Source organism: Dyadobacter sp. Leaf189 (assembly GCF_001424405.1).
In the GTDB taxonomy this organism is placed as follows: domain Bacteria; phylum Bacteroidota; class Bacteroidia; order Cytophagales; family Spirosomataceae; genus Dyadobacter.
Map to the genome: position 1 here is coordinate 961,612 of NZ_LMPS01000001.1, position 13,255 is coordinate 974,866.

The following is a 13,255-nucleotide window of genomic DNA, read 5'->3' on the forward strand; positions in this document are numbered from 1 at the left end:
CAATCTTCCGTTCAGCCATTTAGTGGTCAGCGTATATTCAGTACTTTACATCCTTTTTATAATGATAATTTCATATTTATCCGGCGCCATTCACAAGCTTTGCATGGTAAGCTCTGTGCCATTTTGCGAAATGTTCCACACCTGTACTGATGTCCGTTGCAGCCCGGTATCCTGTTGCCCTTTCCAGCTCTGCAGTGTCCGCCCAGGTTGACACAATGTCGCCTGGGATCATTTCTTTCAGGTTAATTTCGGCCGGTTTACCGAATGATGATTCAAGGCATTTAATAAAGTCCATCAAGTCGACTGGTTGCCCATTTCCAATATTGAAAACCTGGTATTGCTCAGTCAACTGTGTGTCCAGTACGGCGTAGATCCCGCTCACAATATCATCAATGTAGGTAAAATCACGCTTCATGTTACCATGGTTGTATACGTTAATTGCCTCGCCTTTTTCAATCGCATTTGCAAAAAGATAAGGCGCCATATCCGGCCTTCCCCACGGACCGTACACGGTAAAAAACCTTAAACCAACAGTCTGGATATTGTACAAATGGCTGTATGCATGTGCCATTAATTCGTTAGCCTTTTTCGACGCAGCATATATGTTGATCGGCGTTTCGGATTTTTGGCTTATTGCAAATGGCTGCTCGGTATTCAGGCCGTATACGCTCGAACTACTTGCATATATCAGCTTCTCTGGCTTGACCAGCCTGCTGCACTCAAGAACGTTGAAAAAACCTTCAACATTCGAAGAAAGATAGCTGCGTGGGTTCTCTAAGCTATACCGTATACCAGCCTGTGCCGCAAGGTTGATCACGTACCGGAACCTGCGCGTTTCGAACAGCTCCGACAGCTTGTCCATCTCCGTGAGGTCCATTTTGAAAAACTCATAATTAGCTATATCGCTTTTGTAGTAGTTTTCTAAAACAGGATTGTCAATGTCAATGCCGCATTCTCTTAGCCGATCGTGCTTCAATGTGACTGAGTAATAATCGTTGATATTGTCAATGCCAACCACATCATGACCTTTTTCGATCAACTTCTTTACCAGGTGAAAACCTATAAAGCCCGCGGCTCCGGTTACTAAAACGCTCATGAGTTGTATAGCTTAACAATTTGACTAAATACAGTTTCTTCTGAAAACTCGGTTACCGCCAAATTGCGGCTGGAAGCTCCCATGCTTTTCCATTCTGACTGGCGTGAGAGCATCTGTTCAACTGCATTCCTGATAGCAGCCACCGATCGTGGTTCTATCAAATATCCGTTTTCACCCTGAATTACTGTCAGGTTGCAGCCGGGAACTTTTGTTGTGATAACGGGCAGTCCGCAGGATAATGCCTCTAATATGCTTCTTGGGATACCCTCGCGATAATAGCTTGGCAAGATAAACACGTCAGAGCTATTCAGCATTTCGGCAATATTGCTCTGTTTGCCGAGGAAGCGTATTAATGTATTGTTCTGAAAACCCTGAATAAACTCTGGTGTGACTGTTCTTGGATTTTTGTTGTCAGGCTCGCCAATAATCAGCAATTGCAGGTTCGCCTTCAAATGTGTGGGTAAAGTCTCAAAAGCCTCAGTAAGCTCACTGATCCCCTTTTCCCAGATCAGCCTTGTAGTACAAAGAAATGTTATCCTGGTAGGGTCGGGAGTTTTTGATACAGGTGAAAACTTCGTTATATCTACGCCGCTTCCTTTAACAACCTTGATCCTGTTACGGAAAGATTTTTTGAAGAGAAAATCATGATAGTCGTCCGGGTTCTGGATAATCACGAGATTGGCTCTCAGGAACTGAATCAGAAAAAGGATTTGCTGAACAAGTTTGAGGAATTTATACTTCGGACCCGTATTGGCAAATGCAATCCCCAGGCCTGCAATATGCAAAACAACTTTCTGGCGTCCGAAAATGCCAGAGAACGAGTTGATCAGATTAGGAACAAATTTGAAAGAATGCACGAGCCCTATCTGATTTGCCTTGGCAAATCGTCGGACTTCAAAGATCGTTTTGATGAGGGCCAAAGGATTGGTATTGTCCCGCTGCAGACTTGAGTTCTGCACATAAAATCCCTCCTGCTGAATGCGCGCGGTGTACTCGTCATGGGGTACCATTACAGAAATACTGTACCCTCTTTCCTTCAAAAATTTCGCAAAAGGAATCCGTGCCTTATAGAAATCTTCTCCGTCATGTGCCAGGAGAAGAACGTTTTTATTGGTCATTCCTGAAAATCAAGTTAACTGAAAGAGACTGACCAGAGGGGAGAACGAAGTCCGATTTATGGAATTCCGGGTTATTTTCTATGAAACAAGGTCGGCTCAGAGAGGCTTCTGGAAACATAAAGCTGCTAGTGTGTTACTTAATGATTTTCAAAAATACCTTAAATGTTAAAAATTACCAGTTTCATCACCGAAAAAGTAGGTGCAGCAATTTCTCTGAGGCTATAAAACAAAATCAGCCGGTAAATTTTTGATTTACCGGCTGATTTTGTTTTTGAAACGGATTAAGGCTGGGCTGTCCAGGTACCTGTCTTTTCAATGACCGTCCAGGTATTGTCACTTGTTTTTCGCAGACGAATGCGACTACCTACTACGTTACTGGTAATCCATTTCCCATTGCCCGACGCAAGAGGCGTAATGTTGTCTGTTGCATTTGGTATGATCGTAATATTTTTCGCCGTTTTAACCTCGATAATGACGTCAGGCCAGCCCGCATTTACCTTACCTAAGGTAACATTACGTGTATTGGTCGATTTTTCATTGGTATAATATTGCTTATAGTAGGTATAATCAGCAATACTATTGCCTGCTCCGAGTTCATGAACCAAGGTCTTGTTTGCATCGGAAAGTGCAAGCTCGGCATTTACAATCATGTTGTTTGATGGAAAATAATCACCTGATTTAACCGGATCAACGATACTGCAATTCAAGATCTTGTTGGAACTGTTCCAATCTTTGAAGCTGAATGCGCGGGTACTAAGCTTGGTTGCACGAAGGTCTGTTATGCTGGGGTTGAGAATATGAATGTTGCCTATATGTGTATCCCCTGCATCGTTTGTTTCACGGTGAACATAGAATGCGGCGCTGGCAGTCGGTGATGTACTGGCATTGGAGTTGCAGTTTATAACACTTGGTTTCTGTATCACCACATCGCATGCACGATAGCCCCAGTTTCTGGCTACAAACCCATTCAGCTTCGCATTTTTCCAAATGGGGTTCTGGATTGTAACAAATCCGCCAAGTGTACTTTTTACGCCGATTGCAAGCATTCCGTACTGGCTGCCATCGTCTATATGATTGGTGATTGTGACTTCAACTACATTACCGGTGCCGGATAATACCCCCGGACTGATTACAATTCCCGGGCCTTTATTACCTGCAGTCACAGTATTCAGAATTCTTATTCCTTCCGCGCGTTGCCCGGAATTACTTGGTTCGATATCAATCCCGGCTTGTGGACCTTCTCCGATAGTGTTGCTGAAAGAAGAATTGATAACATCAATGTTCCGGATAGAGACGATGGAAAGTCCCTGCCTTCTGTTATTGTTTGCGGAGACATTGGTGAGTTTTACATTTTCACTGATCTTTCTGACACTGGCAGAGCCTATATAGAATCCGTCGCCGCCACTATCGTTTGCTGCCATACCTTCCAGGGAAACATTCGCTACGCCTTCCAGAGAAAAAATGTGTCTGTGCTGTCCTGATGTGTATTGCGACTTCAGATCCCTGAAAATCACCCCAGGTGCCTTGATAGTAATATTGGATACATCATACATGTACATCATTTTCTGAGATGTTCCTAGTGTTCCCATACCTTCGACAATCGTTCCTTCTTCAAACGTAAGGTTAGAATTACTCCAGATGCGTATGCTTTTGATCCGATACGGCTGGGCTCCTTTCGGGAAAAACACGTTTCGGTATTTAGCATTGTCCAGCATCTTTTGAATTGCAGCCGACTGATCATTGGTCCCGTCAGCAACAACACCAAACCATCTGACATTTACTGCGCCTTCATATACGCGCTCGTACCTTCTTGTAGCTGCTACGATAGTCATTGCGCCATCATCAACGGCAGTAGAAGTACGGTTATACTTGAACAAACCGGATCTCCCTTCGTCAGTGATAAACACCGACGAAGCGGTATCTGCTACACCGGCCCTTAATTGGGCAATGGTAAGGTAAGGTATATAGTTTACTGCTGCAGTTGCTGCGACCCTTGCACCAGACTCAACGTCTTCAGATGCAATCCCTTCATCGGGTTTGAAAGACAACTGGGATACAGCAATATAGTTGCTTTGATTATCCGCTTTCCTGTGGCTGCGTAACAGTTGGAAAACACCATCGCCAGAGTTGTGGGTGAATTTACCCTTTACTGTGTAGGATACATAAGGCTTGGTTGATGAAAGCTCTGCACCTACGAAATCAGAGAAAGTACCTCCTGTTTGTTCGAAGCCGTCTGGCAAGATCAGCTTTAATCTGAACGCATTTGATCCTTCAAAGACAAACACGGTAGTGGCAGGAAGGTACATGTAGCTCGCCTTGATTTCAATCTGAAACTCTTCATTTAAGCCAACATGCGTAGCCTGGGTGCCGATTGAAAACTTGATCGGATCGATCAGAGGCGCCGCGTTTACTATGTAGGATAAATTAGCGAACAGCAGCAAGAAAATAGCTTTTAATATTGTAGAGCTTTTCACAGGTCTAAAATTAAATAAGTTTGTATTTTAACTACAAAGCTAATTTAAAAGTTCTACAAGAAAAAAATGACATTTGTCAATTAGTTCTACAATTCATGAATTTAAATGTCTTACCATTTGGCATTATGGACTAAAATCGCCTCATGTGAAAAATCAGGGCATATTTTAGCTTAACTCTCTATTAGAAAGCATGGTGTATCTTTTTTTTAGAAACCAAAAGTTACAAATTTTGAAATCAAAAAGATAGTTGGAGCTGCACATTGAAGCTAGTATATATAGAACATATTCTACATTTCTATCGCGCTATGTAGAGTGATAGCGATCGAATTTTGCGTAGTAAAGGTGATTTGAAAGTGGGATTCAGGATGAAGTGCTCTCAATCTGCTCGATAAGGGAATCAGCATAGAGCTTTTTTGAAGCGAAGTGAGCGTGGCAGTTAGAAGAGAGTTTGGCGTATAGTGCAGGATTGCGGATTACGCTTAATACTTTGGCAAAATCCTCGTTTTTCTTTGCCGGATTATGGACGTCAATGAATATCGCAGAATCCATATCCTTTGAATAATTTACAATATCTCCAACAGGGGATACTACACCTACAATGCCATTCTGCATTGCTTCGGTAACACTCATCGCCATCCCTTCGTTGAAGCTTAATTGAAGGTAAAAGTGGTAATTTGGAAAGATCTTCCATTTCTGTGAGCCGGTTATTTCTCCTTTAAACCGGATATAAGCATTCAGATCATGTTCACTGATAATCTGCTGCAAGCTAGCCCCGGAGCCATCATCGTCCCTGCCGTAAATGTCAAAATATGCCTTTACATTATTTTCGTGCAGATATTTGATAAGCTCGACTGCGTCGGGTAAGTTTTTTACCTTATTTATCCTGCCCAGAAACATAAAGCGGACATTATCCTGTGTCTCTGGCGCAAGTGCCTTATTGTCGGTCGGTGTGGAGCGGGTGAGAAAGCTTACCACTTTGATTTTCGCTTTGGGCTTGAAGTGATCTGCAACATATTTCTTGGTCGCAGAGCTATCTACCAAAACAAAGTCGGCCATGCGAACAGCATATTTATTGAACTGCTTTGCAAATGCGTGAGGGAAGTCTGTGCTATGGATAAATGAATATAACCTGACGTTCTTGTCAACCAATTTACATAGCGTACCCACCAGCGAACTTCGCCAAAGTGAGCAGATTAGTATATCCGGACGGGTTTGTAATACGGTCCGAACAATTTTCGGCAATACGATCGGATAAAGCGGAACAGCATAGTCAAGAGGGATGAACACCTGTTTCTCCTCTTCGGATAAATGCGACATAATTGCTGGATTGATCTTCCCCAGTACTATAATTGTGAGGTCGTACTGTTTGTGAAGAGCAGGCACAGCTGATAACAAAGCAACTTCTACGCCGCCAATCGCAATACTGTGTAACACGTAAGTTAATCTTTTCCTTGAACTCAATGGAAGAAATAGCTATTTGATCAAAACCTTATTTCGCGCATTTGCCTGATCTATCAAATTCTTGATCTTTTCGTTGTTTGATCGGTTTTTCATGGTATACGTTTTCCCCTGATGGACCAGTTTCAGATTAGACAAGATGTATTTCACGCCGCCTTTCCTCGATTCGCTTGTGCCTTGGAAGAAATAGTAGTTAGGCTTGGCCGTGTTCCTTATGATAGTGGGGTTAATAATAGTAAAAGTTCCAGAAATATCCTTGGTATCATAAGGTGTCATGTCTCCGCTGGCAATGGCAAATGAAGCTCCGTATGCTTTGGGATCATCTGTGTAATCGGTCCATTTATCAATCGTAATGTCAATCTTATTAACCCCGCAAGTGTTTTTTGTAAAAATTGCGTAGAAGTTAGTTGTTGCCAGTACAGGACCAAGGTTGTTCTTTGTTTGCAGATTGTAAAACTTGCAGTTGATGTACTTGCTTGTGCAATCATTAGGCTCAAAGGACAATCCTGTTTGCGGTTTGACTATCTTGGTTTTATCTTCTTCACCGGTACCTTCTATACTTATGTCCCTAAAATCGCCATTAATAATTCCAGTGACCAACATACCTACCCGTGTTGCGTCGTTAACCACTAACTTATTAATAGTGATGTCCCGGCTCTGCTTGTTCCATTGAACGCGGACTGTTACGCCATCTCCCGAGCTCTTCGTTACTTTTGCATTGGCTATCGTAACATTGTCGGGCGCATACATGGCAATGCCGGCCCCGGCCGCGGAGGTGAGATAATCAGGGTTTGCTTTACTGCCTACGAGATTGATCCCGTCTATAAATACATCTTTGATATCCCAGGCGATGAAGCACATGTATCCGTTAGTTTTCATAGTACTGGGACAAACTAGTGAACTGCCCGCTGGAAAATACAATCTGTTGCCGGAACTTACCGAAATATGCCTTTTGTAACCCTTGAACGAGTCGTCGACACCAATAGTAAGGGGATAGGCAGGAAAGATGACGTATTTGTGCTCACTCAGGAATTTGTTGATGTAAGGAGAATAGTTGAAGTCCTTGACAATTTTACCTCCATTAATGCTTTTTAGATATGGTTCAATCGCGACACCGTATTTCATGGTACTATCGCGCAACATCTTTTCACGCTTTTGAGCATGTAAGCTGTGGTGCAGGCTAATTAAAACGACCAGTAGCAAGCTGAAAACAACTTTTTTCATAAGTTATTATTATTTATGAGCTGATAAGGCATATATATACGTACTTACAGGAGTAAGCTAAAACCCTACCATACGAAGGGTGCGTCATTTCCGAAAAAATCATTTTTTAGTAAAAGGTAGTAGATTTGCAACTCACACACATTTCCAGCCTATGAAAATTTCATACGTAACTTCCTACGATGCATCGGATATCCATAACTGGTCCGGACTTGGATATATGATTGCTGATGCATTGAGAAATCAGGATCATGAGGTTAATCTGATTGGTAGCCTGAAGTCCTCACCATCCGCCGAGATGTATCTGAAAAAGTTGTATTACAAGATCTTGGGAAAAGATTTCGACTTTGGAAGAGAACTTCACACAGCCAGGCAGTATGCTGCACAAATCAAATCCCGTGTAAGCAGTGATAGCGACGTAATTTTTTCACCAAGCACTTTGCCTGTTTCGCTGCTCGATATTTCCAAGCCGAAGGTCTTCTATACAGATGCAACCTTTGCCGGGATGATCGGTTTTTATGATTATTTGTCTAATCTTTCATCCAGTACAATTAAAAGCGGAAATGAACTGGAGAGGCAGGCATTAGAATCATGTGCTCTGGCGATTTATTCCTCAGAATGGGCAGCAAACACCGCTGTCGAACACTATAATGCCGATCCGGATAAAATTAAGGTGGTTCCATTCGGCTCGAATGTTGTGTCTGGAAAGGACCTGAATGAAATCCGGACAATCATCAACAACAAGAAACATGGAGAATGCAACCTGCTTTTCCTAGGAGTGGATTGGAAAAGGAAAGGGGGGGATATCGCGCTTGAAGTTGTAAATATTTTGAATGCAAATGGGTTAAAAGCCACCTTGCATATAGCCGGCGTAAAAAACTTCCCCTTCGAAGTTGCCCCTCCGCACGTCAGGAACTACGGGTTTATCAGTAAGTCAGATCCCGAGGGAATAATGCTGATGAACAAGCTGCTCGTTGAAAGCCACTTTCTTTTACTCCCCACCAGGGCTGATTGTACACCCGTGGTTTTCTCGGAGGCTAATTCCTTTGGGCTACCATGCATCACAACGAATGTTGGGGGTATTCCAACAATTATCCGTGAAGATGTGAATGGAAAGGCATTTCAGATCCAATCATCCGCCATGGAATATGCATCTTACATTGAATCTGTTTTCAGTAACTGGAGTTCTTATCAGCAACTGTCACTTTCCTCATTCAATGAATACGAAAGCCGCCTGAACTGGGATGTAGCTGGACGTACAATCACACAATTAATGTCCGAATTATAGAGACTTTAATTCGCTGACAAGAGATATGATTGTGGATCTGCTAAATCACATCTCCTCCTAAGTGACTGTTACACTGCTGGAATAATCGGATATTTAAGCTGATTAGAAAGGTTTTCTGTCGCCATATATCCAGTTTTAAATGCCCTAATATTAGCTATATACTGTTTGTAACGATCGCTGTTGACTATGTCAGGATCCAGGCCGTTTAGGACATAGTCATTTAACTCTTCCGGAGTTTTGAATGGTATTCCAATAGGGCCTGCAATCTCTGCATAGTAGTCGAAATAATCGTTATGGACATATAGTAGAGGAATTTCTGTGTTGATTGCATCCCAGAATGACCCACTTGAACAAAGTGAATAGTCGGAATTTTCGTAATAAAAAACGGTAAAAGATGATTCAAGTGTCAGCCTATCCAGCTCTTCGCGGGTTAATATTCCAAAATCGCGTTTGTAATTAACATGTTCATTCAGGAAGCATTGCATATTGGGATAAACCTTGCCGCAAACATTGAATTTGTATTTCAAACTTTTAGCGAAAGCCTGTTCTGCGAGCTGGAAAAAGTGGTGGGTATTCTTAGCCTTTGTTGCTACTCCTAATGTCGACAGCACAATCGGACGCGTGTCTTTGCGGAGTAGGGGAGGTTCAGAAAACGGGTAAGGATGGTCAAGGACAATGGCATTCTGTGATAAAAAAGAAGGCAGAACATCAATCAGGTTTCGGTAAATGCTTTTTCCCAGTATAATGTAAGTTACATTATGGTTTCTTTTAGCAAATGCCTGTTTTTGAAAAAATCCCCATATTTTGTTTAGGAAGTGCTTATTGAATTTTAAAGATTCAAGTTCACCGTGCATTACAATAGAAATTGGTGCCTTTCTGTCACCAAACAACTTATATAGAAAATGCGCAAAGGGATGGATTAACAGAATATATAATCTGGCATCTGCATGCTGCCTTGTCAGGCGAAGCAGTTTCCTGAGTGTTTGAAACTGATGATATGCCCTTATAAACTCTTTAAACCCGCCACGCTTGTCGTACACAGGAATTTCCTGATACTTAATGTTAGAAGTATCCTCCTTTATAACACGAAGGTGTTCTGCCTCTCCCAGAAAAACAATAGGCTCCGACGGGTATGTCTTAGTTAGAAGTTCTAAGAAAGATTTATTAAACTGCTCGTGCCTGAAAGCAACAGAGGATATATCAGATACGTAGATCATATTTGGTTTTCGGTAAAGATGGTTTTATATGGCACATTGATACCTTCATCACTTCTGATCATTGAAGTGAATTTATAAACCGAGAAAACAAAAACAATACTGACCAAGATTATTTTATAGCGGCGGGAGGCATTGTAATATGCTATTGGAATAGCCAAAATCTGAAAGATATCGTAAGGTCGGGCAATCCTGCTAAATATGGGATTTAAATGAGTAAATATTATATATAGTACAATTCCGAAAACGTATATATTGAAAATACCATTAAAATCTTTATCACCGTTTTCAGTGTAGTTTACAGCTGGTATTAACAATGCCAAAAAAAGCAATCTGCGAGATAGCCCTTTCAGGAGTGTTGTATATGGATCTTCAATTGCTTCATCACCGAGGTCCATATAAACCTCAGTCTTATGTTCTGAAACAGCTGACCCAATGGTTTCAATCATGATATCTGACAAGTAAAAGCTGATAATTATCACTACCAGAATAGCTAATACGGAAAGTACATTCCACTTTAAATTGTATAGGAAATACGCTGGAAAAAAGACGAATGAGGATTTATGGATCAGTGTGGCAATGAATACAACAATGGCAAACTTGTAAAATGATCTTTGTTGAATGAAAATGACAGAAAATAGTGTAATGCTGATAGCCAGATCCTGTCTTACTCCGAAACCACTGCCTACTAAACTATAAGATAATAGTAAAAACAGCGCGAAAGCTGGATAAGGACTTGTTTTATAAACAGTGTAATACGTAAATGATACAATGATAAGCGCACATTCGAAAAGAAATAGCGTATAGTTTTCGGAAAAAAGATTAAACGATCTAACAATAAGTTCGTAGCCAACCTCCATTCCTGTCGCACCAAATTCCACTTGCTTTATCCTACGAAAATAGGCGAGATAATTTGGCCAGTCTGTTCCTGTTTCCCAACGTATTCCCGCTGTTATAATTACCAGGCTGCCTATTAAGATCAATGGAAAAAGCAGTGACTTATTACTGGCTTTCTTTATAAACAAATCTGCCAATGCAGTTGTACTAAGCAGAAAGTAAATGATAAAGTAAATTGCCATTGCTTATTTAATTATAATCGGGTTGCACGCTGGATTTGTGTAGCTAAGATTTTTTAAGTCCTAATAACTTCTTAATAGTATCCTTCCCATTGACACCAAAAGACCTGATAATCAAATCGATAACAAGAAGCTTGCTGGCAGAAACTATCCAGGAGAAAGGAGGAATATATTTATACATCCCATTGCTTATTTGTACACGACGCGTATCTGCAAGCAATTCGATTTTACTAACAGCGAAACTCAGCCCCCCAGTCCGCATCACCGCAACTGTTACAGGGAAATAGGTTGCATCGTGATCTTTCAAATGGCTTAAAAGGAAGTCGTAATCACCAGCAATCTTGTAAGAAGTATCAAATAGCCGTTCTTGAAAAAGACTACGCGCATGAAATGTTGCCTGGTGTGCGAGATACATAGCCACGTCTCGAAAGCGTTTTTTCAAATCCGGCCATGCTACGCCGTATTGCTTGTCTGTTCCATCCGGATAGCGATATATAATATCCCCGTAGGCTATTTTATGAGGTGTTGTAGACAAATATGGAATAGAATCCGCTATTGAATTCTTGTCTGCCAGAAAATCATCTGCATTGATAAAAAGCAGCCAATCGCCAGTGGAAGCTCTTACCCCTTTGTTCATTGCATCATAAATCCCCTTATCTTTTTCGCTGATCCAGTAATGCAGCTTGTCACTGTACCTACGAATAATATCAACCGTTCCGTCAGTGGAATTTCCATCAATAATAATGTATTCTATATTGGAATATGTCTGCTCAAGAATACTGGTGATAGTAGTCTCGAGATATTGCTCACCATTTCTTACGACAGTTATTATAGTGATTTTAGGAGATTGCATTCAGTTGGATTTTAAGGCCAGATTTACCTCGTTCACAAAGTTGTCGGCATAGCTGCTAACAGTAAAATTCTTGGCAACGTGGCTCAGTGCATTTTCTGAAATGTTTTTGTATAGAACAGGATCGGACAGAAGCTTGTCTATATTTTCAGCTAGATCATCTTCTTCACCTGTGTAGAGCAAACCCGTTTTTCCATTTTCTATAATCTCACCCGAACCCGCAGATGCAAATGCGACAACAGGTACGCCATACATCATACTTTCGACGGTCACTCTACCGAAGGCTTCCATGCGCGAGCACATTAAGGTCACGTCCGAATCAGCTATCACTGTTTTTATATCTTTCACAAATCCAAGGAACTTCACGTATTCAGACAGGTTCTCCTGTTGAATATATGTATTAAGTTCACTGTAATATTCAGGATCATTGATGTCGCCTGCAATTTGCAGTGTTAGCTTCTTTCCTTGCCGTAACAATAGCCTAAGTGCCTTGATGGCAATTAGTTGGTTTTTAGCCCGATTAATAACTCCTATTATTGAAATGACGGAAGTCCTAATTGCAAGGGTCTTTGGAGTCAGCGCCATATCACTCCCTACCAGGCCATTGTAAATAATCACGCTGCGGGTGTCAACTTTGCCCTGTACCAGCCTTACCTCACGTATGCTTCGTGAGATACAGATTATTGTATCCGCTTTGCGAGCCCAAAATCTGAAAAAGGGTTTTCCAAGATTGTATTTGGAATCATAATCTTCATATACAAATTCCCGAAAATGCCACAAATGCTTTTTGGCAGCAAGTTGAGCTGTGATAGCCCCAATCAGAATTACAGATGAATTGGAATGAATGATGTCAATTTGTTCACTGTTTATCAGACTTACAATATTAGTGGCTGCCCGGAAATTGGTTACGAGCTTTAAAATGCCGCGCAGCATCGGAGTGTTACTTGTGCCATTGTAAACATCGGGTTTAAACGGAATAACGCGGTAGGCAACAGAATTGGCTTTCAATTCGTCCGTGAATTGTCCCTCTTGTCTGCATATGACCAGCCAATCCAATCTGTCGCGCGAGGCAAGAATCAACGTCAGTAGCGACCTGTTTGCACCATATAGTTGTCCATAGTGGCTAAATGACAGGATCTTTGGCTTTTTAATCTTACCGTATGCTTTGTTCATTAATATCAACAGCAATTAAACAGCCTTCTTTTTTGCGTTAGTGTAAAGGTACAAGTATCGCGATCCTTTGTTCCTTTTGAAGTTATCTTAATTACTGCACTAAGAAGGCCTATTTCTAGTAAAGTGAAGACTATTCCTACGAGGGGAAGATTGCGCCTGCACTAAATGTGATCATTGAAAGCAAACCGGGATACTGAAATTTTAAATAACAGCTACTTCACTCCATTTGCTTCCAGGTAGTATACAATAATTCATCAGAGGGAAAATCAGACTGGTGAAGGAAGTAG

General features: G+C 41.4%; 10 protein-coding genes. 1 reads left to right on the forward strand and 9 read right to left on the reverse strand.

The genetic code is table 11. The features are described from left to right. Positions 1–76: 76 nt before the first annotated feature. The 5 genes from ASG33_RS04130 to ASG33_RS04150 form a co-directional block, all read right to left on the reverse strand. Positions 77–1,096: an NAD-dependent epimerase/dehydratase family protein gene (locus ASG33_RS04130; RefSeq protein WP_056280687.1), complete on the reverse strand. Its 1,020-nt coding sequence runs from the start codon at positions 1,094–1,096 to the stop codon at positions 77–79. Continuing rightward, the gene (locus ASG33_RS04135; protein ID WP_056280690.1) at positions 1,093–2,214 is read right to left on the reverse strand and encodes a glycosyltransferase family 4 protein; all 1,122 of its coding nucleotides are present in this window, start codon (positions 2,212–2,214) and stop codon (positions 1,093–1,095) included. Before ASG33_RS04135 ends, ASG33_RS04130 begins: the two co-directional genes overlap by 4 nt. 281 nt (positions 2,215–2,495) lie before the next feature. Next, a complete protein-coding gene (locus tag ASG33_RS04140; RefSeq protein ID WP_056280692.1) occupies positions 2,496–4,688 on the reverse strand; it encodes a hypothetical protein in 2,193 nt (730 codons plus the stop codon). A gap of 360 nt (positions 4,689–5,048) precedes the next feature. Continuing rightward, positions 5,049–6,122 (reverse strand): glycosyltransferase family 4 protein, encoded by a 1,074-nt coding sequence (locus ASG33_RS04145; protein WP_056280696.1) that lies wholly within the window; start codon positions 6,120–6,122, stop codon positions 5,049–5,051. Positions 6,123–6,161: 39 nt separating this feature from the next. Continuing rightward, positions 6,162–7,370, reverse strand: coding sequence for a hypothetical protein (locus ASG33_RS04150; RefSeq protein WP_056280699.1), 1,209 nt, complete (start codon positions 7,368–7,370; stop codon positions 6,162–6,164). A 151-nt stretch (positions 7,371–7,521) separates the two neighbouring features. Between ASG33_RS04150 and ASG33_RS04155 the strand changes: the two genes are divergently transcribed. Beyond that, a complete protein-coding gene (locus tag ASG33_RS04155) occupies positions 7,522–8,655 on the forward strand; it encodes a glycosyltransferase family 4 protein (protein ID WP_056280702.1) in 1,134 nt (377 codons plus the stop codon). A gap of 68 nt (positions 8,656–8,723) precedes the next feature. Here the strand turns inward: ASG33_RS04155 and ASG33_RS04160 are convergent, their stop codons facing one another. Genes ASG33_RS04160 through ASG33_RS04175 form a run of 4 tightly spaced genes read right to left on the reverse strand, consistent with a single transcriptional unit; the run spans position 8,724 to position 12,968 of the window. Next, positions 8,724–9,872 carry a hypothetical protein gene (locus ASG33_RS04160; protein ID WP_056280704.1) on the reverse strand — a complete coding sequence of 383 codons (1,149 nt, stop codon included), beginning with the start codon at positions 9,870–9,872 and terminating at the stop codon, positions 8,724–8,726. Next, on the reverse strand, positions 9,869–10,948 hold the full coding sequence (locus ASG33_RS04165) for an EpsG family protein (RefSeq protein ID WP_056280706.1): 1,080 nt from the start codon (positions 10,946–10,948) through the stop codon (positions 9,869–9,871). Before ASG33_RS04165 ends, ASG33_RS04160 begins: the two co-directional genes overlap by 4 nt. 43 nt (positions 10,949–10,991) lie before the next feature. Beyond that, entirely contained in the window at positions 10,992–11,798 is an 807-nt protein-coding gene (locus ASG33_RS04170; RefSeq protein ID WP_056280708.1) for a glycosyltransferase family 2 protein, read from the reverse strand. Then, positions 11,799–12,968, reverse strand: a complete 1,170-nt coding sequence (locus ASG33_RS04175) for a glycosyltransferase family 4 protein (protein WP_056280709.1) — start codon at positions 12,966–12,968, stop codon at positions 11,799–11,801. Between the last annotated feature and the right edge of the window lie 287 nt (positions 12,969–13,255).